Below are 24,447 nucleotides of genomic sequence, written 5' to 3'. Positions count from 1 at the left end.
CAGTCGGCGCCATCACGGCTCACTCTGCAAAGCGGTACGTCCGTTTCCCGATCTTTTTCCCCTGCAGCAGGCCGCGCCCCAGCAGAACATAGGGCACCGCAATCATGACAAAGCAAACGATCCAGCGAAGGACTCCATGCGGAAGAAAGCGCCACACGCCGGCCGAGACCATCACCAGCAGCGCCATCGGCAGCATAAATTTCCACGCGAAGTTCATCAGCTGATCCATGCGCAGACGCGGCAGCGTGCCGCGCATCCAGATGAACACCGCAATCAGCGCCAGCAGCTTCGCGAAAAACCATATCCACGACGGAATCCACGTCAGAAACGAAAACGGCGCGGACCATCCGCCGAGAAACAGCGTGATGCCGAGGCCGCTGATGGCGAACATGCCGAGATACTCGCCCAGAAAGAACAGCGCAAACTTAAAGCCCGAGTACTCCGTGTAATATCCGGCGATGATCTCCGACTCGCCCTCGGGCAGATCGAAGGGCGAGCGGTTCGTCTCCGCCGTGGCCGCGATCATAAACAGCAGAAACCCCGCCAGGCCCCACGGCGTCAGCACATACCAGTGCGGCCAGATGCCGGAGTATCCGGCCTGCCTGCCGGCGATCTCCACCGTCGACAGCGATCCCGCCGCCATAATCACCGCGAGCGACGAGAGAATCAGCGGCACCTCATAGCTGATCATCTGCGCGATCGCGCGCATCGCGCCCAGCAGCGAATATTTGTTGTGGCTCGACCATCCCGCCATGAACACGGCAAGCTCGGCTACCGCGCCCACGGCAAAGAAATAAAGCACGCCCGCATCGAGATTCACCGCGGCCATATTGCGGCCCACCGGCAGCACCGCATAGGCCAGAAACGACGCGGCCACCAGCAGCAGCGGAGCCATAAAATGGACGGCCTTGTCCGCCGTGCGCGGAACCACATCTTCCTTCGTCAGCGATTTAATGCCGTCCGCCAGCGGCTGCAGCAGCCCAAACGGCCCCACGCGATTCGGTCCGTAGCGGTTCTGCATCCGTCCCAGACCCTTGCGCTCGAGCACCGTCGTGAAGGCAAAGAGAGCGGGGAAGAGTGCGAGGATCGCGACCACCGAGAGCAGCGAAGAGACGACCGGCTGCGCCGCCGCCGGCACATACCCCACCAGCCAGTGCTTCAGCATGACGAAGATCTGATCGAGCTGCTGCACCGGCGCCTGGGTCATGCTTTGGCCTGCATCTCTGCCTCAGCCGGCTTTGCCTTCGCCGCCACTTTGGCCTTCTCTTCGTCCAGGCGCGCGTCGGTCTCGCCGGCCTCGGTGGGATGGATCGAGTGGTAGTACTCGTTCGTCTTTGCCAGCTCTGCCTTCGTCCACAGCAGGCCGCCGAAGCGATCATCGGTGCTCAGCTCAAACTGCGTGTCCATGCGGATCGCCTCGAAGGGGCAGACCTCGACGCAGATCTGGCAGCTCATGCAGACGGAAACGTCAATGTCGAAGACCGCCGGATAAAACTGCTGCTTGCCCACATAATCCGGCTTCTTGTCTTTGCTCTTTTCAATATGGATGCAGCGCGGCGGGCACTCTTTCTCGCAGATCTGGCAGGCCACGCAGCGCAGCCCCTTTTCCGCGTCGTCGCCGTCGTAGATCAGAAACGGGAAATTCCGCGCCGCCTCCGCCTGCGGCAGCCGCTCTTCGGGATACTCGACGGTGGTCAGGCGCTCCTCGTCGACAAAACTTCCCAGGAAGTTTCGCGCCGTCTCCGCCAGCCCTTTTACGATGCCTTCACCCAGCATGCGATTCGCCTTTAGCTTTTCCTGAGCCCTGAGCCCTGAGCCCTGAGCCCTGTCCTACCGGTCCACTTCACCCATCACAATATCCACGCTGCCCAGAATGACGACGACATCCGCCACATTGCGTCCCAGGCACATATCTTCCAGCACCGTCAGATTGATCATGCTCGGCGGCCGCACCTTATAACGATAAGGATTCGTCGAGCCATCGCTGATCAGGAAAAATCCCAGCTCGCCCTTCGGTCCTTCGATGCGGCCGTATGCTTCGCCCGCTTTAGGACGCAGCCCGCGCAGCCGGGTCTTCGGATCGATAATCGGGCCCTCCGGAATGGCGGCCAGCGCCTGCTCCAGAATCTTCACCGACTCGCGCATCTCCAGCAGCCGGATCATATAGCGGTCGTACACATCGCCGTGATCGCCCAGCGGCACGCGGAATGTGAAGCGGTCGTAGATGCCGTAGCGGTCCACTTTGCGCAGGTCGTAATTCACGCCGCTGGCGCGCAGCATCGGTCCGGTGATGCCGGCATTCACGGCCAGTTCTGCCGAAAGCGCGCCCACGCCCTGCGTGCGCGCCATCAGAATCTCGTTGCCGGTCAGCAGCTGTTCGTACTCGTCCAGAAACTGCGGAAACGAGGAGGCAATGTTCTGCGCAGCCTCAAGCCATTCTGAAGAACAGTCCACGCGCACGCCGCCAAAGCGCATGTAGTTGCACATCATGCGCGCGCCGGTCAGCGACTCGAACAGATCGAGAATCTTTTCGCGCTCGCGAAAGGCATACATCAGCGGTGTGCCGCTCGCGCCCATATCCTGCAGCAGAAAGCCGATCAGCGAGGCGTGGTTCTGCAGCCGCGTCAGCTCGGCCGTAATCACGCGGATGTACTCCGCCCGCTCCGGCACCGGAATGCCGGCCAGCTTCTCGACGGCCAGCGCGTAGCCCCAGTTGTTGGTCATCGAGCACAGATAATCCAGCCGGTCGGTGTAGGGAATCGCCGCAAGGTAGCTCGCCTTCTCGGCGATCTTCTCGTGGTTGCGGTGCAGATAGCCGAAGACCGGCTTCAGCCGGGTGACGCGCTCCCCGTCCAGCCGCACGTCCATGCGAAAGACGCCGTGCGTCGATGGATGATGCGGCCCCATCGAGATTTCGAGCAGCTCGCCTTCGACGCCGCGCGCTGACTCTTCTTCTTCGAGCACTACCCTGGTGACCATCGCACTCATTTCGCAACGGCCTCCACATCGTCCTCTGCAGGAGGCACATAGTCCTTCCGCATCGGATAATCCGCAAATCCCTCCCACATCAGAATCCGGCGCAGGTCCGGATGCCCTTCAAACACGATGCCGTACAGGTCGAAGGCCTCGCGCTCCTGAAACTCCGCGCTCCGCCACACCGGCGTCAGCGAGGGAAGACGCGCATCGCCGCCGCGGTTAACCGTGCGCATCCGCAGCACCACCGGCCCATGCTTCTTCTCGATGGAAAAGAGGTGATAGACCGCTTCCAGAAAGCCGGGAATCATGGTCTTCCGCGTCTCCTCCACATCCTGCTCCTGCGCTTCGCCCTCCGGTGTGGTGACGGTCTTCTTCACCTTCACCTTTTCGGTGATCTCGCGATCCGGCCAGTCCACGCCGGAGACGCATGAGCAGAAGTCCAGCCGCAGCGCCATGTCGTCACGCAGAAAAGCAGCCACATTCACCGCATGCTCGTGGTCGATCAGCAGGGAATGCTGCGCCGACGGGCTTTCGTTGCGAAGGATCTCCGCGCGGCAGCCGGGAACGGCTGCTTCCATCGCTGCTTTGATCTCCTCCACGCTGATCGCCTGCGTCATTGCCCAAGAATCCTCAGCGGGTGAAAGACGTCGGGATTCTGCGCCGGCTCCAGCCCATGCTCGCCGAACTCCGGAACCGGAAACTCGCTCGGCTCATTGGCCTTCAGGTGGCGCGGCCGCTCCTCGCCCGTCAGCTGCTGCGCGTCGATCTTCTTCTGCAGGGTGATGAAGGCGTGCATCAGCGCCTCCGGTCTCGGCGGGCAGCCGGGAATATGCACGTCGACCGGAATATAGCGGTCAATGCCTTTCAGCACGTTGTAGCCGTCGCGAAAGGGACCGCCCGAGATTGCGCACGCGCCCATTGCGATCACGTACTTCGGCTCCGGCATCTGGTTGTAGAGCCGGACCACCTGCGGCGCCATCTTCTTCGTCACCGTGCCCGAGACGATCATCAGGTCCGCCTGCCGCGGAGAGGCGCGAAAGACCTCCGCGCCGAACCGCGCCAGATCGTAGCGGGCCATCGTCGTCGCAATCATCTCGATCGCGCAGCAGGCCAGGCCGAAGGTCAGCGGCCACACGGAGTTCTTCCGCCCCCAGTTGTAAAGCTCCTCGAAGGTCGTCGTGAAGATTCCGTGTTTGCTCAGCTCGATCTTCAGTTCCTGGTCCATATAACCTCTGCCGGCGGCCTGCCCGCCGCAACACGAGTGTCTTTTCTGACCTTTGCGCCCTGAGCCCTGTAGCCTGTCTTCACGCCCACGTCAGCACGCCCTTCTGCCAGGCCCATATCAGTCCTTCCACCAGCAGCAGCAGAAAGACCAGCATGGCGATGCACGCGCCCGCCGAAAGTCTGGTAAACGACACCGCAAAGGGCAGCAGAAAGACCGCCTCGACGTCGAAAATCAGAAAGACGATCGCGTACAGATAGTAAGACGCGTGAAAGCGAACCCACGCATCGCCCTCAGACTCCAGCCCGCATTCATAAATGGAATTCTTGTCGGGACCGGGCTTGCGCGGCGAGAACTTCTTCGACCAAAGCCAGGCCAGCGCCAGCGGGGCGGTACCAAAGGCCAGCGCGCCAAACAGAAGAAGAACAATGGTCATCCAGGGGTTGTCAGCAACCACCATCAGCCGGTTTGCTCCCATGACTCAGAGAGTGCTCAGAATGCGCTTTCCGCGGAACACACTATCCTCGCACACCTTCCGGACGCGTGCACAGGGGAAGCGTGGGGAAGAGAGATTTCCATGCAATCGAAACCGGCGGCGCATGAAACAGGCGGAGCCGGGCCGGCTCAGCGCATCGGCATCATCATCATTTTGCCGGCCGTCTCCTCGTGCGCCACCCGCACAATGTGCGGCGTAAGAATGATGACCAGCTCGGTGGTGTCGACCGTATCGTCCTTGTTGGTGGCATCGTGCAGCCCGGGAATATCGCTCAGCCCCGGAATGCCGCTGATCTCCAGCGACTCCGTTTTGGAGATGGAGCTGGCCACCATGGCGCTGTCTCCCGGCTTCAGCGAGACGATGCCCTGGTACTGGCGGTTGTCCAGCACGGGAAGATTGTTGATCGTCGTGCCTTCGAGCGAATCGAGCTTCAGGCTCAGGTTCATCGAGACATCGTGGTCTCCCTCGACGTGCGGCTTGACCGTCAGCGTGAGTCCCAGGTCCTGGTACTGCACCTGGGGAATGATCGGGTTGCTCGAAGAGCCCAGGGTGGAGCTGCCGCCCAGCCCCAGGCTCGACAGCAGGCTTGAGCCCAGCCCGGACGACAGGCTGGAGCCGGAAAGGCTGGAATAGCTCGACGTGATGATCGGATACCGCTCGCCGCTCTTGATCGTCGCCTCTTCCTGGTCCTGCACTCTGAGCTGCAGCTGGTCGATCGACCGCACCTCTGAGGCGTTCAGCAGCAGGTTGGCGCTGGCGCTGTTCACCTGAACGCCGGTCAGCGTCAGCCCTCCGCCAAAGGTCGCAAAGGGATTGTTGAAGACCGTGCCCGTCAGCGCGCCGGCGGCGATCAGTGCCGCGACAATGGCCTCCGTATCGCCCGCGTTGGCCAGCCCGCTTGAGATAATCTCCTGCACCAGGCTCGAATTGCTGGCCAGAATGCCGTTCAGCTCCGACGGAATATTGAAGACCGTCGTCGAATTCGGCAGGAGCACGCCGATATTCTTCTCGTGCGAGCGGTCGATCTCGAAGATGCGGACATCGACGCTGACCTCGCTGCGGCCGGCCAGCAGCTCGGTGTAGGTCTGGTTCAGCGCGTCCAGTGTGGCGGCGGGCGCGCGGATCGTCATGGTCCCCAGGCTGGCCTGCACCTGGCCGTGCTCCGCGCCGAAGACATTGCGCGCCACATTGCCCATCTCATTCAGCTCGGTCGAGGTCAGGCCCGGAAAATAAACCGTCTCCATCGCCTGCGACTCATATTTGTCGCGATTTTCCTTCGTGTCCGCCGCCACAATCACGTGCACCGGATCGAGCGGAGCCATAAAGGTGCCGGTTGCGAGGCTCAGCGCTTTGGCCGCCTGGGCGTAGACGACATCGTCCAGATCGAAGCGCACGACTCTGCTTTTGACCGAAGGATCGAGCGACGCCTGAATGCCATAGGCATTCAGCACCTGCCGGATCAGGCTCTGCTCGTCGGTGCGCACGTGAAAGCTGCGCCTTGCCGGCTCGGGAGACAGAAGGACCGGCGGAGCAGCCTCGTTGTCCTTTTCCTTAAATTCCGGCGTTACCGACGCCGCGGCCTCGTCGGCCAGCTCATTCACGTGCTGCATCACCACCGGATTTCCCGGATCGAGCTTCACCGCTTCGGCAAGAGCGGCACGCGCCTGGTCGGTGTGTCCCATCAGCCGCGCCCGGCTGGCCTTCTCCACCATCTGCGTCACGACAAACTGCCGCGCAATCTCCGCCGACAGAGGGTAGCGCTCGTTGACCGGGTCCAGCTCGTGCGCGCGAAGAAAATCCTTCTCCGCCGTCTGCGGATCGTTCCGCGTGATGGCCTGGGTGCCGTCGCGAAAGATCTTCTCCGCCTCGTGACGGTTGTGCCGCGAGATCTTCAGCGGCTTCTCCGCTTTTGCCTGCGTGGTTTTGGCCGGTGCCGTTGCGGAAGCGGCGGGCTGCGTCTGCGACCAAAGGCTCGCGCCCAGCACCGCCGTGCAGGGAACCAGAGCCAGATGCCGCCGCCAGTGCTTCATAAACTTACTGTGCCGCTGCCGTCCCCTGCAGCAGTGCCTCGAGTGTCGTGGTGCAGACCTCCGGCCGGTACGCCATGAGCTGATCGAAGCTCGGATGCCCGGTCGCCACGGCGATCGTCGGCAGCCCGTTGGCGCGCGCGGCCGTGATATCGGCTGGCGTGTCGCCCACCACGCAGACGGTGGCGCCGTTGCCGGCCAGAAGGCGAGCTTCGTTCACGGCGTGCGCAATCATCTCCGCCCGCACCTCGAAGCGGTCGCTGAATCCTCCAAAGCGGAACCACTCCCGCAGCCCTGCCGTTTCGATCTTCATCCAGCCGATCGACTCCAGATTTCCCGTGGCCACGCCCAGCAACGCTCCTTTGGCCGCCAGATGCGCCAGCGCCGCTTCCACGCCCGGCATCGTCGCCAGGGTGATCTCGCTGCGGCGTGCCGCAACGTTGCTGCGCATTGCGTCCAGCACCTCTTCCAGCATCGGCCGCCACGCCGTATCGTTCAGCTTCGCCAGCACAAATGCGTCGCGCAGAATTCCCGGATCGGTATTGCCTTGCAGCACCACGCCCTCCAGCGACAGCTCATACCCCATCACCCGGCGCACGCTCTCCCCAAACGAGTCCACGTGAATGCGGTCCCGGCAGCGCAGCAGCGTGCCGTCGATGTCGAAGAGATAGGCGTCGAACCCGTCCCAGCGAAAGCCCTCCTGAACATAGACGCGCGGCTCGGCAGCCCCGCTCGGGGAGCCGAATGGGCCGGCGGTGGGTGCCGTGCCGGAAGAGACGGAGTTTTCCTCTGGAATGGTCGATGCCAATGCCGAAATCTGCCTTTCCTGCGAGAGTCCTCTTTCAGACTAAAGCAGGAGCGGCATCTCCAGCGACCCCGGAATGTGCAGCCGGACTCTCGGACGTCAGCCCTGGCGGACGTTCTGCTTGATCTCGAAGGCGACGCGCTCGCTGCGCGAAGGACGCTTGAGCCCCATGCGGATATGCGACGGATCGATCTCGAGCTCGGCCATGGTGCGGCTGAGCGTGTTGCGGTGCATGCCCAGCTCCTTCGCCGCCTTGCACTGGTTTCCTTTGTGATTGACCAGCACCTCCAGCAGGAAGCGCCGTTTGAACTCACGTACGGCTTCGTTGTACGTAATCCCGCCGATATGCATCTGGGTCACAAGGTTTTCCAGTTCACGTTTCACGGATGACCTCTCCATCGTGCTCGGGTCCTGCCCGATCGTTGAATCTTCGTTTGCTTACTGCAACAGCCTGGGAAAATTATGCCGGCGGCCGCAGCCACTCCGGCTGAGCACTGCGAATCGTTTCCACACCCTTCTGTATCCGCTCGCCGAGATCGGAAGGGGTAACCATTGTCGTCTGGCGCGCCATCGATAAAAAATACGGAGCCAGACGTGAGCTCTGAAACCATGTGGTCTTTGGCCAGAATGCCGCCGCGACCATCACTGCCAGGGTGACCAGCAGACACCCCTTCACAAATCCGAAGGCCGCGCCGGCCAGCCGGTCGGCCCATCCCAGTCCGATCGAGCGCACCGACCATCGCACGATCCGTCCTGCCAGCGCCGCCACGATCATCACTCCGATCGCGATCAGCAAAAAAGCCACCGCCTCGGCGGCGGGCAATGAATGTATCCAACCCGCAACCCAGGGTAAAAGTTTCTCGTAATTCCAGCTTGCCAGCAGCAGCCCCAGCACGACGCCCGCCAGGGAAAAGACTTCCACGATCAGTCCTGTCTTGGCCGCCGACAGCACCGACACCAGCACGACAATTGCAATCAACCAGTCGGCCAGCGCCATTATCTGTTCACTGTCTGTACGGCCTTTCCTTTAACCGCCAGCGCTTCAAATGCCTGCAGATACTTTCTTCGCGTCTGCTCCACCACATCGTCCGGCAGAGCGGGCGCCGGCGCCTGCTTGTTCCAGTGAATGCTCTCGAGATAGTCGCGCACGAACTGTTTGTCGAATGAGGGCTGCGCCTGTCCGGGACGGTAGCCTTCCCTGTCCCAGTAGCGCGACGAATCCGGCGTCAGCACCTCATCGGCCAGCACAATGCCTTCCGCCGTCGTGCCGAACTCGAACTTGGTATCGGCCAGCAGCAGGCCCTGATCGTTCGCATGCTCCGCGGCCCTGCGATAAATCGCGAGGCTCAGCGCGCGCAGCCGTTCTGCATCTTCCGCGCCCACCAGCTCGATCATATGGTCGAAGGAGATATTCTCGTCGTGCTTTCCGTGCAGGCTCTTCGATGCGGGCGTGAAGATCGGCTCCGGCAGCTCTTCGCCTTCGCGCAGTCCCGGCGCAATCGGAATACCGCAGACCTTTCCCGTGGCCAGATAATCCTTCCAGCCCGATCCCGCCAGATAGCCGCGCACCACGCACTCCACCGGAAACATCTGCGCGCGCTTCACCAGCATCGAGCGCCCTTCGAGCTGCTCGCGGTACGGCTGCATCGCCTCCGGATAATCCTCCACCCTGGCGGAGATCAGATGATTCGGCACGATCTCTTCGAGAAAATCGAACCAGAAAAGAGACATCTGGGTCAGAATCTTTCCCTTGTCCGGGATGCCGCTGCCGAGTACATGGTCAAAAGCCGAGATGCGGTCCGTCGCCACCAGCAGAAGGTGCTCGCCGGCGAGATAGATATCGCGCACCTTGCCGCGTGCGTAAAGAACAAGATCGCTGAAGTTCGTCTGGAGGAGAGCCTTCAATTTCGGGGAGCCTTCCTGAAGTGTCGCTGAATTCCGATTCTGCGATTCCCGGCGCGCTTTGTCAACGCGTCGTTAACATCGCTGAAACACAGTGTTCACGCGGCATAAATCGCAGGGAAGGTTCCTGTCAAGGGCAAACCAAAAAGAAGAGAGAAGGATGTCTCTTTCGACAGCAAAGATGGTTACCAGCGAATACTTGACGGACGAAGAGCCGTGCGAGTACTCAGCACGGCTCTTCCGCTGTCGTGAAATTTTTCCTGCGCTTATGCGCTGGCGCGCACGAGGGTGCGGTCCGGCGTGCGCTCCTGGCCGCCCAGGCGCACGCTGACCACCTTCGATACGCCGGGCTCCTGCATGGTGACGCCGTAGATCAGATCCGCCGCCGTCATCATGCGCTTCGAGTGCGTCACCATCACGAACTGCGTATCCTCGGCCATCGAGCGCAGCATATCGGCGAGCCGTCCCACGTTCGTCTCGTCGAGCGGCGCGTCGACCTCGTCCAGCACGCAGAAGGGGCTCGGCTGGTACTGGAAGATGCCCATCAGCAGCGACAGAGCCGTGAGCGCCTTCTCGCCGCCCGAGAGCAGGAAGACGTTCTGCAGCTTCTTGCCCGGCGGCTGCGCCACGATGTCGATGCCGCTGTCGGCGGTGTTCTCCTGGTCGGTGAGCCGCATGAACGCCTGGCCTCCGCCGAAGAGCCTGCCGAACGTCGCGCTGAAGTTCTCGTTGATGCGTGCAAAGGCTTCGTCGAATTTGGTGCGCGAGATCTCGTCGATCTCTTTGATCGTCGCCTGCGTGTTCTCGATCGAATCCAGCAGATCCTTCCGCTGTGTTTCCAGGAACTCGTGACGCTGCGCCGTCTCCTTGTACTCTTCGAGCGCCATCATGTTCACCGGACCCATCGCCTCGAGCTTTTTCTTCATCTCGCGGCAGGCCTCGTCCTCGTTCGACAGCGCTTCGCCCTCGATGCGCGGCAGCTCCGTCTCCGCCCGCAGCAGATTCGCTTCGATGCCCAGATCGCTCACGCAGCTCTCTTCAATGTGCGTCAGCTCCGCAGCGAGCCGCGCCGAGCTGGTGCTGCGCTCGCTCCGCGTATCGCGCATCGAGTCGGTTTCAGCGCGCAGCGCTTTCAGCGACTGCTCCGCCTCGGCAAGCTGCACGCGCAGCGCTGCCGCTTCCCCGGCCCACTGCGCCGCTTCCTTCAGCGCCTGCTCGCGCACTGCGCCCAGCTGCTCGCGATTGACGGCAAGCTGTTCGTTCTCTCGCGTGCGCTGCTCCTTCTCGGCAAAGGCCGCGGCCAGCTGCTGCCCGATCTGCGCCACTCTCCGCTCCAGATCGCCGTACATGCGGTCGATACGCGCAAAGGCCGCCTCCGCGCCGCGCCGCCGCTCTTCGAGGCCGGCCAGCTCCGCCGAAACCTGCGCCGCCTCCTGCTGCGCCGCATCGCGTCTCTGCCGCAGCTCTTCCACCTGCTGCTGCAGCGCTACCAGAGAGGCCTCCGCCGCGGCGTGCTGCTCTTCGAGGCGTGCCGCCTCGTCGCGCTTCTGCTCGATGAAGCTCTGCTTCGCCGTGCGCGCATCCCTGTTGCGCTCGCTCTGCAGCGTCCACTCCTGCAGGCGCCGCTCCAGCCGCTGTGCCTCGGAATCCATCTGCCGCAGCGCCGCGCTCTGGGTCGCGCTCTCGCGCTCGGCGTTGCGCCGTTCCTCGCTCTTTCCGTCGAGTGAGCGCGTCAGCTCGGCCAGCGTCCGCGAAAGGGAAGCGGCCGTCATCTCCGCCTGGCCCAGCTCTTTCTCCACGTGATCGAGCTTGCTCTGCGTCTCGCGCAGCTCGCGCTTCAGCGCCAGCGGACCTTCCGTGCTCGGCTTGCCGCCGGTGACCGTGACGTTGTGGAAGCACTCGCCCGACGGAGCAAGAAAGAAGGCGTTCGGATTCTCAAGCGCCAGCCCCCGCGCCGTATCCGAGTCCGGAGTGACATAGCCGTCGCGCAGCTTGGGCAGAATCACTTCGAGCGATTTGCCGAAGCCGTCCAGCACACGGATGCAGTCCTTCAGTCGCACCACGCCCTGCTGCTGTTCATAGCCGGTAGCTGCGGCATTGGCCGCAAAGGAAAACTTCGCCTGCGAGTCTTCCGGATGCACCAGGAAGGTCGCGCGTCCGTCGACATCGGACTTCAGCAGCCGCATGCCCTCATGCGCCGCATCCCAGCTCTTCACCACGATGTAGTTCAGCTCATCGCGCAGAAACTCGTCGACGACGCTCTCATACTGCCCGTTCACTTCCAGAAAGTCAGCCAGAGTGCCCACCGGCTTCAGTCCGCCGCCCAGCGAGTTCGAGCGGAAGAGCTTCCGCACCGTATCGGTCGAGTAGCTGTGCTCGCGGATCAGCGCTTCGAGCGAGTTCCTGCGCCCGGTCAGCGTCGCCTGCTCGGCGCGCAGCTGATCGCCGCGCCGCTTCGCTTCCGTCTCCTCGTTGCGCTTCGTTGCAATCTCCGCGCGCAGGCCGCTGATCTCCGACTCCAGCCGCCGCAGCGTTTCGGTGACCGACTCGAAGCTCATCGAGACCTGGCCGCGCTCCGCGCCCAGAGCCTCCAGATCGCGCCGCGCCGCATTGCTCTCGACCGCCAGCCGCTCCGCCTCGCGCTCCAGCGACGCCAGCGACTCTTCGCCCTGAGCAATCTGGTTCCGCGCCTGTCCGGTCTGCGACAGCACCTGCATCGCCTGCCGGCGTCCGGCCTCGGCGCGCTGCTCCTGCGCGCTGACGGCGCTCGCCGCCTCGCGCATGGTTTGCTGCTTTGCCTGCGCCTGCTCGCGGAAGCTGGCCGCCTCGGCCGCCGCATTCTCAAGAAAGCTGCGCTGCCCGTCGCGCTCCGCCGTCAGGCTCTGCAGGTGCTGCTTCGCCTGTTCCAGCTCGGCCTGCGCCGCCGCCGCCCGCGCTTCGAGATCGGCGATGCGCTCCTGGTTGGCGTTCTGCCGCGAGGCAGCCCGCTCCAGCTCGACCGCGCTCTGGTTGGCGCGCGTCTCCGCATCTTTCCGCTGTGCGTCGAGCCCGTATCCGCGCTCCACGCCCGTCGAATGCTCGCCGTCGAGCTGTTCGATCTTCTGGCTGTGCTCGTCGATCTTTCCCGTCAGCCCGGCAATCTGCGCCGTGAGCGATGCCTGCTCGGCATCCATCTGCGATACCTTGCTCGCCAGCACAACTTTGAGCCGCGCCCGCATCTCGTCGCGCAGCGCGCCGTAGCGCTCGGCCTTCGCCGCCTGGCGCTTCAGCGACCCCATCTGCCGCGTCACTTCCTCGAAGATGTCGTTCACGCGCGCCAGATTCTGCTTCGCCTGCTCGAGCCGCAGCTCCGCCAGCCGCTTCTTCGTCTTGAAGCGCGTAATGCCCGCCGCCTCTTCGATAATGGCGCGGCGGTCGTGCGGCTTCGAGCTCAGCAGCTGCCCGATCCGCTCCTGTCCGATGATCGCGTACGACTCCGGCCCCAGGCCGGTGCCCATGAAGATGTCCTGAATGTCGCGCAGACGGCAGAGCCTGCCGTTCAGCAGGTACTCGCTGTCTCCGGTGCGGAAGAGCCGCCGCGTCACGACGATCTCGCCCTGCTGCGGCGTCTTCTGAAACCTGCGCCGCCGGATCTTCAGCACTACATTCCCCGGAGCGCTCTGCGCCGCCTCCGTTGGAGCGGCTTCGCTGTTCGCCGCTGCTGCCTCAGCCGCAGCCGCATCGCCCCCCGCGGGAGCCGCAGGCGCATCGCCCTCGATCACCTGTCCCGGCTGCGAGTCGGCAATAATCTCCTCGACCTCGGCCGCTCTCTCCGCCTTCAGCTTTTCCTCGTCCCAGTCCGGGTTCAGTTCGTTTTCAATCACGACCTCGGGGCCTTCCAGCAGCGGACCTCCCTGGTACGCCTCCGGGTCGATCAGCGTGATCGACACCTCGGCCATGCCCAGCGGCTTGCGGTCGCGGGTTCCGGCAAAGATCACGTCCTCCATCTTGCCGCCGCGCAGGCTCTTCGCGCTTTGCTCGCCCAGCACCCAGGTCACGCCGTCCAGAATGTTCGACTTACCGCACCCGTTCGGGCCCACCACCACGGCCATACCCTGGCCGGGCAGCGTTACTTCGGTGCGGTCGCAAAACGACTTAAAGCCGAGAATCTGGATTTTTTTAAGCTTCAGCATGCGGATTGAACTCCTGAACGAAGGGGAAAGAGGGGCAAAATTGGATGAAACTGAGCCATCCTCAGTGAAAACTGTAGCCCCGGGTACCCGGTGGGTCAACATCCTCACCCCAACATCTTGTGGATAAGGCGTCCCAAACCCAACTATTAGACACAGAGTGCGTCTCAGCGGCTAAAAAGGGCGCTCTGCATCCGAAAAGGGGCCGAAGGGCACACTGCTGACACTGCCTGCAGGTTGTCGCGGGGAATCACCAGATGTCCTTTACGCTAGTCCCGCCCGCTGCCGCTGACAAGTGAAAATACGGCGAGGGAGGAACCATTCCCGGTACCTCATCCCGGTACCCTGGCGGCCCGCTCTGCGAGGGAGCATCGAGCGCTTTCAGCTCTGCTACCGTGGTTCTGCATGAAATCGCTGGCCATTGCCGGAGACCGCGCTCAACTGCTGGCCCGCATTGCCGAACTCTGCCCCGCCGACCGCGCCTGCTGGGGGCGGATGAACGCCTGGCAGATGGTGCGGCATCTCACGGAGGCCATCCGCGTGCCTCTTGGCGAAAAAGAGGTGAGCGAGGCCACCGGTCTGTTCCAGCGCACGCTGCTGAAGTGGGGCGCTCTCTGGGCGCCGTCGCCATGGCCGAAGGGCGTGCCGACCATGCCGGAGCTCGATCAGTGCCGCCTCGGCGCCGAGACGGGCGACTTCGAGCTCACGCGCAGCGATCTCCTCGCTCTGATCTCCCGGCTCTGCGAGGCCGGGATCGAAGGCCGCCGCCATCCATACTTTGGGGCGATGACGCGCCATGAGTGGCTGCGCTGGGGCTATCTGCACACCGATCACCATCTGCGCCAGTTCGGCCGGTAACCTGCCGTACACCCTGCGTTGATTTCGATCCGATATCGTTAAGCCGTGCGGCGCGGCCTCGCCGCCGAGGGTCCGATCATGCCGAAAGCGCTTCGCGCCGTTCTTCCCGTTCTGCTTGCCGCTATCGTCTTCGCTCCCGCGCTGCGAGCCGCCGCTTCGTCTGCTCCGTCAGGCGAGGGAAGCGATCTCCGCCTTGTCATCGTGCTCGGGCGGCACGGGGTGCGTGCTCCCATCGGCAGCGAGATCCGCGACAACGCCTACAACGCCGATCCCTGGCCGCAGTGGCCGGTCGCGCCCGGCGTGCTCACCGCGCATGGAGCTACGCTTCTCCGCTATATGGGCGCGTATTACCGGCAGGCATATCGCGGACTGCTCGGCGACTCGTCGGTCTGCGCTCCGGAGGCGTTCTACATCGCCGCGAACAATGCGCAGCGCACCCTCGCGACCGCGCAGGCCATTGCAGAAGGCCTTGCGCCCGGCTGCGCGCTCGATATTCACTCTCATCCCAAAGGCGAGGCCGATCCGCTCTTCAATCCCGGAGCCTTTGTCGCGCACCAGGACCGCGCTCTGGCCGCTGCCGCCATCTCCGGACGCCTCGGTGGCCACCCCGAATGGTGGCCGCACTCCTATCAGCGCTCGCTCGAAGAGCTGGAGCAGATCCTCTCCGCGGGCCGTCCGCCCGCACCCGGCAAAAAATCGCTCCTCGATGCGCCTCAAACTGCTCCCTCGACGATGGGCGGCGATCTCTTCGCCATGCAGACGCCCGTCTCCGCCGGCGCCGACTTCGCCGAGCACTTTCTGCTGCAGTACACCGAAGGCATGCCCATGTCGCAGGTGGGATGGGGCCGCGTTTCGCGTCCGGTGCTCGACGACCTGATGGGCATGAACACGCGCTATCACGACTTCGTGCTGCGCACGCCGTATCTTGCCCAGGTGGGAGCGTCGCATCTGGCCGATCACATCGACCGCACTCTGCGCCAGGCGGCGGCAGGGCAGCCCGTCGATGGCGCGCTCGGCTCGCCCGCGGAGAAGTTTGTCTTTCTCTCCGGTCACGATTCGAATGAGACATGGCTCGGCGGTCTGCTGCGCCTCAACTGGCTTTTGCCCGACCAGCCCTTCGACGCCACGCCGCCGGGCAGCGCTCTGGTCTTCGAGCTGCACCAGCCTCCGCATGCCGAGCCGTATGTTCGTGCGTACTTCATCAGCGCCACGCTCGATCAGATGCGCAACGCCGTTCCCCTCACCGAAGCGCAGCCGCCGTCTGTCGCGCCGATCTTCATCCCAGGCTGCAGCCGCGCTGAGCCGGGTTATCCCTGCCCGCTCTCCGGCTTTCACCGCATGGTCGGGCAGGCCATCGATCCGGCCTTCACAAAGTAATCGGCAGGGGCTTCACAAAGCATCTGCATGCACAGGCTGGAGGCGGCGCCCGGATCTTCGGACGTGGGTTGCACCTTCATCCCGTGAATATCCGCTGCCCGTTTTTCCGCTGACCGCTTTTCTGCTGGCCGGCTTTTCGCTGACCGCTTCTTAGCTGCTTTTTACACTGTCTCTATGCCTTCCTGGTGGGCCGCACCAGCACCTCGCTCACAAACGACTGAGGCGACTGGGTCACCAGCATGGCGACGACGTGCGCAATGTCGACGGGCTGTATCTTCCGCTCTCCATGCTCCGCAGCTCCGCCTCCGAACTTCGTGTTGACCGATCCCGGAGCCACCACCGACACGCGAATGCCATACTCGCGCAGCTCTTCGGCTACCGAATAGGTCAGCCCGTTCAGTCCCCACTTCGACGCCGCATAGGCCGCGCCGTTCTTCAGCGGATTGTGTCCCGCCAGCGAGGAAATATTCACGATATGCCCGCTGCGGGCCGCGATCATCAGCGGCGCGAAGGCCCGAATCGTCAGGTAAGGGCCGCGCAGGTTCGTGCTCATCACCGTCTCCCAGTCCTCCGGAGCCATCTCGTGCAGCGGCCTTCCGATCTTCCCGACGCCGGCATTGTTCACCAGAATGTCGCAGCGTCCATACCGCTGCCGCACCATCTCGGCCAGTGCGGCGATGGAGCTCTCCTTCTGCAGATCGGCAGCGGCCGCCTCCGCCTCTCCGCCTGCGGCCGTAATCGAGCCGCGGACCCGGTTAAGATCTTCGACGCTGCGCGCCGCCAGCACCACGGCCGCGCCCATCGAGGCCAGCCTCTGCGCGATGGCTTCGCCGATGCCGCGTCCCGCTCCGGTCACCACCGCGACCTGTCCCTTCAGTTCTCCCATGAAAATCTGCCCATCCTTTCATTTCAGATGCTGCACACGGAATTTCGCTTTGTCCGGTCCCGCCGTGTGAAAATCAAATACATTGAAATCTCGTAAAACAATGGCCTGTTATGAGTTTTTTCACGAGCCGTCCGTGGTTTAACTTGTCATCGAAGCCACCGATTTTTATAATCCAGCATCATCGCTGGGTGTGACAGGGATTGAGGGTTGTGCTGCTGAATTCTGTGCTGCCGCCTGTCTGTGCATGCTAAAGATGGAAAAGGAATCTCCCCAGGAGCGTTGAATGAAGAAGGTCGTCTTTGCTTCCCTGCTGGCTGTTGCCTCCAGCTCGCTTTGCTGCCTGCCTGTCCTGGCTCAGGGTCAGAGTCAGGGTGCGCAGCCTAATCAAATCACGATTAAGGATCCGGCCGAGTACAACGCTTATTCTGCCGCTATCAGCCAGTCCGATCCCACGCAGAAGGCCGCTGCCATTGAGCAGTTCCTGACGCAGTACCCCAACAGCGTTGTGAAAACCGAGATGCTCGAGCAGCTCGTCGCCGCCTACCAGGGAGCCAACAACGCCCCCAAGGTCCTCGATGCGGCCCAGCGCCTCCTGCAGGTCGATCCCAACGATCTTCGCGCTCTCATCGCCGTTGTTTATCTGGAGCATGCACAGGCTAAAGGTAACCAGCAGCTGCTTGACGACGCTTCGGCCAAGGCCCAGCAGGGGCTCAATGTGCAGAAGCCCGCAAGCATGACGGATGCCGATTTCCAGAAGATCATGGATCTTGCCAAGCCGACCTTCTACAACGCCGTCGGCTCCGACGATGCGGCGAAGAAGGATTACAAGGGCGCCATCGCCGCCTATACCTCTGAGCTGAAGTCCTACAAGGACCCCGCGCAGACCACCAGCGGCACCGGCCTCCTCGATACCTACTACCTCGGCAACGCCTACCTCCAGCAGGACCCGAAGGACCTCGTCAACGGCATCTGGTTCCTCACCCGCGCCGCGCAGTATGCTCCGGCGCCCTTCAAGGACAACATCGAGAAGGCAGCCGAGTACTGGTACAACAAGTACCACGGCGCCATGGATGGATTTCCCGCCATCCAGCAGCTTGCGCATGATAACCTCTTCCCGCCGGACAGCTACAAGCCGGTGCCCGCGCCGCCGCCGCCGTCTCCGCAGGATCTGGCGCATAACGCCGTCACCAGCACGCCGGATCTGAACACGCTCGCCCTCGCCGACAAGGAGTTCATCCTCTCCAACGGCACACCGGACGATGCGCAGAAGGTCTGGGCGGTTCTGCAGGGCAAGACCGCCGAGGTGCCGGGCGTGGTCGTCTCCGCGACCGCCGATTCGGTGCAGATTGCCGTCTCGCAGGATGCGCAGCAGTCGCAGAAGGCGGACTTCACCGTCAACATGAAGACCCCGCTCAAGGAAGTGCCTGCGCAGGGAGCCAAGGTGACCTACATCGCCACCTTTGATTCCTACACGCAGAATCCTCCGATGATCATCCTCAAGGACGGTGCGCTGAAGCCGGAGAAGAAAGCCCCGGTCCACCACACCGCCGCCCGCCGCCGCTCGGGTATGTAAGGAAAACAGCAGCAGAGAAAGGGGGCAGCCGCTATGGCTGCCCTTTTTTACGAAGCGTGCAGGCGCTTTCTGTAAACTGAAGCCAGAATGAGGATTCCTCCCTGTCTTCTTCCGGCATGTGCAGTGCTCCTCGCCTTCACGGCGCAGGGCTTTTCCCAGCAGAATCATTTCGTGGCCCAGACCGAAGGCGGTTCCGGCGGGCTTCGCTCCCCGCTCCGCTACTTCTCGCTGATTCATCACGCGCCGGATGCGGTGGACCCCTCCGATGCCGCCATTCTGAGCCGCCGCCATCGCGACATCTCTGAGGAAGCGGCCTTCTACGGTTACGATCTCTCCTCGGGAAACTGGAAGTGGGATCAGGCGCTCTGTCCTCAGCTTCCCGGCACGATTCTTTTGCACTACTCCAGCGCGCAGCCGAACGGAAGAGAGTCGCTCTTTACCGTGCTCGTCCCGCGTGACGGCGGACGCATCCGCATTGTGCCGGTCTACTACCACAACGCCACGCCGTGGCATGCCGCCGTCAAAAGAGACCGGAACTTCGATGTCTTCAACTCTCTCGTTCCGGCGGAGACCGCAAAGAAGAGCGCGGACCCGGAAGGCGACTGGCTCTCGCTTGCCGCCTGCTACGTTGAAATGGTGGGAGGCGAGCCGAACATTCCCAACGAGCCCAGTCTCGTGCCGGAGACGCTGCTGGCTCCGCAGCCGACCATCGAGGTTTCAGTCTCCGATCGCACGCGGCACATTCTCTTCACCGATCGCGATGCCGACAATCAGTACATCATCTGGAGCGTTGTGCTCAGCGGCGAGGGAAAGGTGATCGCCGCGCAGAGCCAGACCTATGCCGCGTACGTGGCGAAGATCAGCAACCCTCCTGCGCCTGTGGCGACCATGCGCCACCCGAAGCCCGTTCCGCACTAAACAGGAGGGAGCTTTGTTCCGCAGCCGCGTTCGCCGTGCGGCCGGCACCGGCGCAACGGAGTACTGGTTCATTTTCAAAATGGATCAGTACTGCAGCGGGGTCTGTCTGAACGGTTAGTCCCTGTATGATGACATTCGAAGCAGTAAATTCTCAGGAGAAACAGGCAATGCGAGTTGGACTACTGACGGGCGGCGGAGACTGCCCTGGTCTGAACGCCGTGATTCATGCGGTCGTGAAGAAGGGAATCAACCATTACGGAGACGAGTTCGTCGGCTTTCTCGAAGGCTGGCGCGGTGTAATCGAAAACAACACCACGCCGCTCACGCTCGAGAAGGTGGACGGCATCCTCACCCTCGGCGGCACCATTCTGCGCACCTCGCGTACCAACGTCCGCAAGATCGAAGGCGGCATCGAGAAGTGCATCGCCACGCTCAAGGCCAATAAAATCGACGCTCTGATCGCCATCGGCGGCGACGACACCCAGTCGGTGACCAATGCCCTCGTGCAGGCCGGCTTCCCCGGCGTCGGCGTCCCCAAGACCATCGACAACGACCTCAACGGAACCGATGTCACCTTCGGCTTCGACACCGCCGTCTCCATCGCCACCGAGGCCGTGGACCGCCTTCACACCACAGCCGAGGCCCACAACCGCGTCATCGTCTGCGAAGTCATGGGCCGCGATGCCGGCTGGATCGCGCTGACCGCCGGCGTCGCCGGCAACGCGCACGTTGTGCTCGTGCCCGAGAAGCCCATCGACATCGACCACGTCTGCGCGCTGCTGAAGTACAACCACGACCACGGCAAAAAGTACGGCATCGTCGTCGTGGCAGAGGGCGCGAAGATCCCCGGCGCCGGTCAGGCCACCCTTGGCGGCAAGGTCGATTCCTTCGGCCACGCCCGCCTCAGCGGCATCGGCCAGGCGCTCGCCGAGCTGATCGAAGAGAAGACCTGCTACGAGACCCGCTCCGTCAACCTGGGCCACACCCAGCGCGGCGGCACGCCGACGGCCTACGACCGCATGCTCTCCACCCGCTACGGTCTTGCAGCCATCGATCTCGTTCACGAGGGCGCCTTCGGCCGTCTGGTGGTTCTGCACGGCACGAAGATCGAAAGCATTCCGCTGGCTGAGGCCATCTCGAAGAACCGTCAGCTCGATGAAAGCTTCTTCGCCATCATCGACGGTCTTGAGCCGAAAATCTAGGACTCAGGTCGCAGAGCACAGGGCTCAGGGATGAGTGAACAGGGATGAGCAATTAGAAAAAAACGCCACCGATATCGGTGGCGTTTTATTTTGCGGATTTGAGATATCGGTGGTTTTCTAATCTCTGATGGCTGATCCCTGATGGCTCATCCCTGTTTTTTACGCGCTCGCCTGCTGCAGCACCTCGTCGCGTACCTGGCGGTCGTGCCGCGCCTCCGCCTTTGTGGACGGAAGCGCGACAGCAAGTACGTCGCCGATGTAGCTGGCGTAGTGGATATTGACTCCGGCAATCTGCTCCGGCATCAGATCTTCCTCCACGTTCAGCCGGTTCTCGGCGGGCAGGATCACGTCCTTTACCCCGGCGCGCTTGGCCGCAAGGAACTTCTCCTTGATGCCGCCCACCGGAAGCACGTTCCCGCTCAGCGTGATCTCGCCGGTCATCGCCGTCAGCGGATGCACCGGCTTATCCGTCAGCAGCGAGACCAGAGCCGTCGCCATGGTTACGCCCGCCGAAGGCCCGTCCTTGGGAATCGCCCCCGCCGGCACGTGAATGTGGATATCGATATCCTTCATGAAATCCTCATCCAGCCCCAGCGACGTCGCATTCGAGCGGACCCACGTCAGCGCCGCCTGCATCGACTCCTGCATCACCTCGCCGATCTGCCCGGTCATCGTGAAGCCGCCCTTGCCCTTCATGCGGTTGGCTTCGATGAAGAGCACGTCGCCGCCCGCCGGTGTCCAGGCCAGTCCCACGGCCACGCCTGCGCGCCTGGTGCGCTCCGCCAGCTCGGTATCGACGCGCACCTTGATGCCGCCCAGAAACTCGTGGATCACCTCGTTCGTGATCGTCAGCGTCTCCGTCGCACCCTCGGCGATGCGCCGCGCCTGCTTGCGGCAGATCGTCCCAATCAGCTGTTCGAGCTTACGCACGCCTGCTTCGCGTGTGTAGTGCCGCACGATGTAGCCGATCGAGTCCTGCGGAAAGTCGATATTCTCCGCCCTGATCCCGTTCTCCCTGATCTGGCGCGGGATCAGATACCGGAAGGCGATGTGCGTCTTCTCCTCTTCCGTGTACCCCTGCAGATCGATGATCTCCATACGATCGCGCAGCGGCTCCGGAATCGGATCGAGCATATTCGCCGTGCAGATGAACAGCACCTTCGACAGATCGAACGGCTGATCGAGATAGTTGTCGCGGAACGTGTTGTTCTGCTCCGGGTCCAGAATCTCGAGCAGCGCCGACGCCGGATCGCCGCGGAAATCCCGTCCCAGCTTGTCGATCTCGTCCAGCATAAAGACCGGATCGTTTGTGCCCGCTCTGCGCAGGTTCTGGATGATCTGCCCCGGCAGCGCGCCGATGTAGGTTCTCCGGTGTCCGCGCAGCTCGGCCTCGTCGTGCATGCCGCCCAGCGAGATGCGCCGGAACTCCCGGCTCAGCGCCCGCGCCACGGAGCGTCCCAGCGAGGTCTTGCCCACACCCGGAGGTCCGACAAAGCAGAGGATCGGCCCCTTCATGTCCGGCTTCAGCCGGCGCACGGAGAGGTAATCGAGGATACGGTCCTTGACCTTTTTCAGGTCGTAGTGGTCCTCGTCCAGGATCTCCTTCGCCTTCGCGATATCGACCGCGCTGCCCGAAGACTTCGCCCACGGCAGCACGGCCAGCCACTCGATGTAGTTGCGCGTCAGCGAGTAGTCGGCGGCCATGGGAGACATCCGCGAAAGCCGGCTCAGCTCCTTCATCGCCTCTTTCTTCGTCTCCTCCGGCATGCCGGCGGCTTCGAGCTTCTGGCGCAGCTCGTCGATATCCTTCTGGCTCTCGTCCTGCTCGCCCAGCTCCTTCTGAATGGCCTTGAGCTGCTCGCGCAGGTAGTAGTCGCGCTGCGACTGCTGCACCTGGTCCTGTACCTCGGACTGGATCTTGTTGCGCAGCTGCTGCACCTCCAGCTCCTTCACCAGGTGCTGGTTGATCCGTTCAAGGCGCGCGGTAATGTCCGCCGTCTCCAGCAGCTCCTGCTTGTCCTGCGTCGCCAGGAAGGGAAGCGACGAGGCAATGAAGTCGACCAGCCGCCCCGGCTCGTCGATGTTCATGGCGATCGTCTGCAGCTCGTCCGACAGCGTGGGAGAAGCGGTCACGATCTGCTGAAACTGCGAAAGCACGTTCCGCTGCAGCGCTTCGGTCTCAGGATTCTGCTGCGGCTCCACATCCTCGACCGGCTCGACGGCAGCGGTCATGAAAGGCTCGGTCTGCGAAAACTCGCCGAGCTTCACCCGCTCCGTGCCTTCCGTAAACACGAAGAGGCTCTGGTTGGGCATCTTCACGACCTTGTGAATGGTCGCAAGGGTGCCGTAGGCGTGCAGATCGGCGGGCCTGGGCGTGTCCAGGCGGGCATCGCGCTGCGCCACCACCACGATGGTCTTTTCCTCGCCCAGGGACTGAATCAGTTGAATGGAGCTCTCCCGGCCTACTGTCAGCGGCAGAACAGCATGCGGGAACAATACGGTGTCACGAACCGGAAGAACCGGCAGAACCTTACTCCGCTCGCGCTCTTCGCGCTGCCGTGGGTCGCCCGGTTCAATGATGCTGATGAAATCGCTAGCCATGAGTGTCCTTATATCAAATAACCAGCTATTGGATACAGCAGATAGATAAAAAGTCGCATCGGAAAAAACGATAAAAATTAAGCCATTTTTATCAATAACTTACAAAGAATCCAGGCGCATCCCGCAGAAGGCAGCCATCCGGTCGGCACTCCGGCAGGCATCCGTCACAGCCCTGACTCAGGGCCTCTCCCATTTGGATGCGCGGCCGAAAGAGAAGAGACGGCGGTCCAGTGTTCATATCGGCAGACGTTGTGGCGAAATCAACGGCGCCGCCCGAAGTAACAAAAGCCCGGAAAACAAAGCCACGTGGATGAATCTCAGACAGCGCCTGCGGCGGCACGGTAGCGCCCCAGCTCCCGCACCATGGAACAGTGACTGGCCAGCAGCTTCAGCGGAGCATCAGCCGCCTCCGGGTCGGAGAGCTGATAGTCGGCGTAAAAGACATACTCCCACGGCCGTCCCGGTACGGGACGCGATTCCAGCTTGATCAGGTTCGTACCCTGCGAGGCAAAGACCTCGAGCGCCGCCACCAGCGTTCCCGGACGGTTCTCCACGGCGAAGGCGAGGCTGACCTTGTCGGGATGCGCATCGGGCTGCAGCCGGTCCCGTCTCCGGATCAGAAAGAAGCGCGTGTAGTTCTCCGGATCGTCTTCGATCCCCGACAGCACGATCTCGCCGCCATACTGGCTGGCAGCTTGCGCGCTGGCGATGGCTGCCATGCTGCGGTCGCCTGCTTCCATCATCTGCTTCACGCTGCCGGCTGTGTCGTAAAACGGCGTGGCCGTGATCTTTGAGTGCTCTTCGAAGAAGCGTCGGCACTGCGCCAGCGCCACCGGATGCGAGCTTACCCGCCGGATATCTCCGAGCGTCGAGCCGGGAAGGGCGATGAGGTTATGCCGGATGCGCAGAAGCGATTCGCGCTCGATCGCGACCGTGTGCCGGAGCAGCAGGTCGAAGTGTTCGGAGACAGAGCCGGCGAGCGAATTCTCGATGGGGATAACCGCGCCCTCCACTTCGCCTCGCTCGACCGCGGCAAATACCTCCGCGGAAAGAGAGCAGGGAAGAATGGTTGCCTGCGGATTCATCTTTAATGCGGCTTCGTGGCTGAAGGAGCCGAGTTCTCCCTGAATGGCAATCGACATGGATTCAATGGGCTTACTGAAAAATTTTACCGTGCGGCAACCAGAAGCGGTCAAAGAGGCACCTTACCACATCGTCAGGGTGCAGACAGAACAGAAACAGAAGGAGAGAAAAGAAATGCTTTGGACGCTTTTTGTCATTCTGTTGATTGCGTGGTTGGTTGGGTTGATCGGGTTTCACATCGTCGCGTGGTATATCCATGTGCTGCTCGTCGTCGCGCTGGTTGTGCTGATCATTCAGCTGATCACCGGTCGCAGATCGGTCGTGTGATCGCAGGCGCGCTCACCGGTATCCG

The 24,447-nt window shown here is 62.6% G+C and carries 21 protein-coding genes; 6 read left to right on the top strand and 15 right to left on the bottom strand.

What is annotated here, in order from left to right; translation table 11 throughout:
* Positions 1-19: 19 nt before the first annotated feature.
* The 12 genes from nuoH to smc all read right to left on the bottom strand — a co-directional run bounded on the left by nuoH (position 20) and on the right by smc (position 13,600).
* Positions 20-1,207 (bottom strand): NADH-quinone oxidoreductase subunit NuoH, encoded by a 1,188-nt coding sequence (gene nuoH / locus D0Y96_RS02345; protein WP_199480151.1) that lies wholly within the window; start codon positions 1,205-1,207, stop codon positions 20-22.
* Positions 1,204-1,776 (bottom strand): 4Fe-4S dicluster domain-containing protein, encoded by a 573-nt coding sequence (locus tag D0Y96_RS02340; protein ID WP_117297715.1) that lies wholly within the window; start codon positions 1,774-1,776, stop codon positions 1,204-1,206. Before D0Y96_RS02340 ends, nuoH begins: the two co-directional genes overlap by 4 nt.
* Positions 1,777-1,830: 54 nt before the next feature.
* Positions 1,831-2,988 carry an NADH-quinone oxidoreductase subunit D gene (locus tag D0Y96_RS02335; RefSeq protein WP_286676364.1) on the bottom strand — a complete coding sequence of 386 codons (1,158 nt, stop codon included), beginning with the start codon at positions 2,986-2,988 and terminating at the stop codon, positions 1,831-1,833.
* A complete protein-coding gene (locus D0Y96_RS02330; RefSeq protein WP_199480150.1) occupies positions 2,985-3,593 on the bottom strand; it encodes an NADH-quinone oxidoreductase subunit C in 609 nt (202 codons plus the stop codon). The genes D0Y96_RS02335 and D0Y96_RS02330 overlap by 4 nt, the downstream gene beginning before the upstream one ends.
* A complete protein-coding gene (locus tag D0Y96_RS02325; RefSeq protein ID WP_117297713.1) occupies positions 3,590-4,201 on the bottom strand; it encodes an NADH-quinone oxidoreductase subunit B in 612 nt (203 codons plus the stop codon). The genes D0Y96_RS02330 and D0Y96_RS02325 overlap by 4 nt, the downstream gene beginning before the upstream one ends.
* A 79-nt stretch (positions 4,202-4,280) precedes the next feature.
* The gene (locus D0Y96_RS02320; RefSeq protein ID WP_252263387.1) at positions 4,281-4,676 is read right to left on the bottom strand and encodes an NADH-quinone oxidoreductase subunit A; all 396 of its coding nucleotides are present in this window, start codon (positions 4,674-4,676) and stop codon (positions 4,281-4,283) included.
* 146 nt (positions 4,677-4,822) lie between these two features.
* Positions 4,823-6,724, bottom strand: a complete 1,902-nt coding sequence (locus D0Y96_RS02315) for a type II secretion system protein GspD (protein WP_117297712.1) — start codon at positions 6,722-6,724, stop codon at positions 4,823-4,825.
* A 4-nt stretch (positions 6,725-6,728) separates the two neighbouring features.
* The gene (locus tag D0Y96_RS02310) at positions 6,729-7,529 is read right to left on the bottom strand and encodes an HAD family hydrolase (RefSeq protein ID WP_252263386.1); all 801 of its coding nucleotides are present in this window, start codon (positions 7,527-7,529) and stop codon (positions 6,729-6,731) included.
* 96 nt (positions 7,530-7,625) lie between these two features.
* Positions 7,626-7,910 (bottom strand): helix-turn-helix domain-containing protein, encoded by a 285-nt coding sequence (locus tag D0Y96_RS02305; protein ID WP_117298008.1) that lies wholly within the window; start codon positions 7,908-7,910, stop codon positions 7,626-7,628.
* A gap of 76 nt (positions 7,911-7,986) precedes the next feature.
* A complete protein-coding gene (locus tag D0Y96_RS02300) occupies positions 7,987-8,523 on the bottom strand; it encodes a CvpA family protein (RefSeq protein WP_117297711.1) in 537 nt (178 codons plus the stop codon).
* A complete protein-coding gene (locus D0Y96_RS02295; RefSeq protein WP_117297710.1) occupies positions 8,523-9,431 on the bottom strand; it encodes a phosphoribosylaminoimidazolesuccinocarboxamide synthase in 909 nt (302 codons plus the stop codon). The genes D0Y96_RS02300 and D0Y96_RS02295 overlap by 1 nt, the downstream gene beginning before the upstream one ends.
* 263 nt (positions 9,432-9,694) lie before the next feature.
* A complete protein-coding gene (gene smc / locus D0Y96_RS02290) occupies positions 9,695-13,600 on the bottom strand; it encodes a chromosome segregation protein SMC (protein WP_117297709.1) in 3,906 nt (1,301 codons plus the stop codon).
* Between the two features lie 402 nt (positions 13,601-14,002).
* Between smc and D0Y96_RS02285 the strand changes: the two genes are divergently transcribed.
* Both D0Y96_RS02285 and D0Y96_RS02280 read left to right on the top strand, forming a co-directional pair.
* The gene (locus D0Y96_RS02285) at positions 14,003-14,455 is read left to right on the top strand and encodes a DUF1569 domain-containing protein (protein ID WP_117297708.1); all 453 of its coding nucleotides are present in this window, start codon (positions 14,003-14,005) and stop codon (positions 14,453-14,455) included.
* A 78-nt stretch (positions 14,456-14,533) separates the two neighbouring features.
* A complete protein-coding gene (locus tag D0Y96_RS02280; RefSeq protein ID WP_147324890.1) occupies positions 14,534-15,832 on the top strand; it encodes a histidine-type phosphatase in 1,299 nt (432 codons plus the stop codon).
* Positions 15,833-16,004: 172 nt separating this feature from the next.
* Here the strand turns inward: D0Y96_RS02280 and D0Y96_RS02275 are convergent, their stop codons facing one another.
* A complete protein-coding gene (locus D0Y96_RS02275; RefSeq protein WP_117297706.1) occupies positions 16,005-16,718 on the bottom strand; it encodes an SDR family oxidoreductase in 714 nt (237 codons plus the stop codon).
* Between the two features lie 283 nt (positions 16,719-17,001).
* Here D0Y96_RS02275 and D0Y96_RS02270 point away from each other — a divergent pair, with 283 nt between their 5' ends.
* From D0Y96_RS02270 to D0Y96_RS02260, 3 genes are all read left to right on the top strand, one after another.
* Positions 17,002-18,291: a tetratricopeptide repeat protein gene (locus D0Y96_RS02270; protein WP_117297705.1), complete on the top strand. Its 1,290-nt coding sequence runs from the start codon at positions 17,002-17,004 to the stop codon at positions 18,289-18,291.
* Between the two features lie 171 nt (positions 18,292-18,462).
* Complete coding sequence (locus D0Y96_RS02265) at positions 18,463-19,209, top strand: hypothetical protein (RefSeq protein ID WP_147324889.1); 747 nt, start codon at positions 18,463-18,465, stop codon at positions 19,207-19,209.
* Positions 19,210-19,376: 167 nt separating this feature from the next.
* Positions 19,377-20,411: a 6-phosphofructokinase gene (locus tag D0Y96_RS02260; protein WP_117297703.1), complete on the top strand. Its 1,035-nt coding sequence runs from the start codon at positions 19,377-19,379 to the stop codon at positions 20,409-20,411.
* A gap of 159 nt (positions 20,412-20,570) precedes the next feature.
* Here D0Y96_RS02260 and lon read toward each other — a convergent pair whose 3' ends face one another.
* Positions 20,571-23,012 carry an endopeptidase La gene (gene lon / locus D0Y96_RS02255; protein ID WP_117297702.1) on the bottom strand — a complete coding sequence of 814 codons (2,442 nt, stop codon included), beginning with the start codon at positions 23,010-23,012 and terminating at the stop codon, positions 20,571-20,573.
* 317 nt (positions 23,013-23,329) lie between these two features.
* Positions 23,330-24,154: a prephenate dehydratase gene (locus D0Y96_RS02250; RefSeq protein ID WP_117297701.1), complete on the bottom strand. Its 825-nt coding sequence runs from the start codon at positions 24,152-24,154 to the stop codon at positions 23,330-23,332.
* Here D0Y96_RS02250 and D0Y96_RS20325 point away from each other — a divergent pair.
* The gene (locus D0Y96_RS20325) at positions 24,141-24,422 is read left to right on the top strand and encodes a lmo0937 family membrane protein (RefSeq protein ID WP_252263385.1); all 282 of its coding nucleotides are present in this window, start codon (positions 24,141-24,143) and stop codon (positions 24,420-24,422) included. The genes D0Y96_RS02250 and D0Y96_RS20325 overlap by 14 nt on opposite strands.
* Positions 24,423-24,447: the final 25 nt, after the last annotated feature.

The organism is Paracidobacterium acidisoli (assembly GCF_003428625.2).
In the GTDB taxonomy this organism is placed as follows: Bacteria; Acidobacteriota; Terriglobia; order Terriglobales; family Acidobacteriaceae; genus Paracidobacterium; species Paracidobacterium acidisoli.
The sequence above is the reverse complement of the archived record's forward strand: the minus strand, read 5'-3'. Positions and strand labels throughout refer to the sequence as shown.

Coding starts and splice junctions, on each gene's coding strand:
- nuoH (WP_199480151.1), bottom strand. CDS start 1,207: ATGACCCAGGCGCCGGTGCAGCAGCTCGATCAGATCTTCGTCATGCTG.
- D0Y96_RS02340 (WP_117297715.1), bottom strand. CDS start 1,776: ATGCTGGGTGAAGGCATCGTAAAAGGGCTGGCGGAGACGGCGCGAAAC.
- D0Y96_RS02335 (WP_286676364.1), bottom strand. CDS start 2,988: ATGAGTGCGATGGTCACCAGGGTAGTGCTCGAAGAAGAAGAGTCAGCG.
- D0Y96_RS02330 (WP_199480150.1), bottom strand. CDS start 3,593: ATGACGCAGGCGATCAGCGTGGAGGAGATCAAAGCAGCGATGGAAGCA.
- D0Y96_RS02325 (WP_117297713.1), bottom strand. CDS start 4,201: ATGGACCAGGAACTGAAGATCGAGCTGAGCAAACACGGAATCTTCACG.
- D0Y96_RS02320 (WP_252263387.1), bottom strand. CDS start 4,676: ATGGGAGCAAACCGGCTGATGGTGGTTGCTGACAACCCCTGGATGACC.
- D0Y96_RS02315 (WP_117297712.1), bottom strand. CDS start 6,724: ATGAAGCACTGGCGGCGGCATCTGGCTCTGGTTCCCTGCACGGCGGTG.
- D0Y96_RS02300 (WP_117297711.1), bottom strand. CDS start 8,523: ATGGCGCTGGCCGACTGGTTGATTGCAATTGTCGTGCTGGTGTCGGTG.
- smc (WP_117297709.1), bottom strand. CDS start 13,600: ATGCTGAAGCTTAAAAAAATCCAGATTCTCGGCTTTAAGTCGTTTTGC.
- D0Y96_RS02285 (WP_117297708.1), top strand. CDS start 14,003: ATGAAATCGCTGGCCATTGCCGGAGACCGCGCTCAACTGCTGGCCCGC.
- D0Y96_RS02280 (WP_147324890.1), top strand. CDS start 14,534: ATGCCGAAAGCGCTTCGCGCCGTTCTTCCCGTTCTGCTTGCCGCTATC.
- D0Y96_RS02275 (WP_117297706.1), bottom strand. CDS start 16,718: ATGGGAGAACTGAAGGGACAGGTCGCGGTGGTGACCGGAGCGGGACGC.
- D0Y96_RS02270 (WP_117297705.1), top strand. CDS start 17,002: ATGAAGAAGGTCGTCTTTGCTTCCCTGCTGGCTGTTGCCTCCAGCTCG.
- D0Y96_RS02260 (WP_117297703.1), top strand. CDS start 19,377: ATGCGAGTTGGACTACTGACGGGCGGCGGAGACTGCCCTGGTCTGAAC.
- lon (WP_117297702.1), bottom strand. CDS start 23,012: ATGGCTAGCGATTTCATCAGCATCATTGAACCGGGCGACCCACGGCAG.
- D0Y96_RS20325 (WP_252263385.1), top strand. CDS start 24,141: ATGGCAATCGACATGGATTCAATGGGCTTACTGAAAAATTTTACCGTG.
- D0Y96_RS02250 (WP_117297701.1), bottom strand. CDS start 24,154: ATGTCGATTGCCATTCAGGGAGAACTCGGCTCCTTCAGCCACGAAGCC.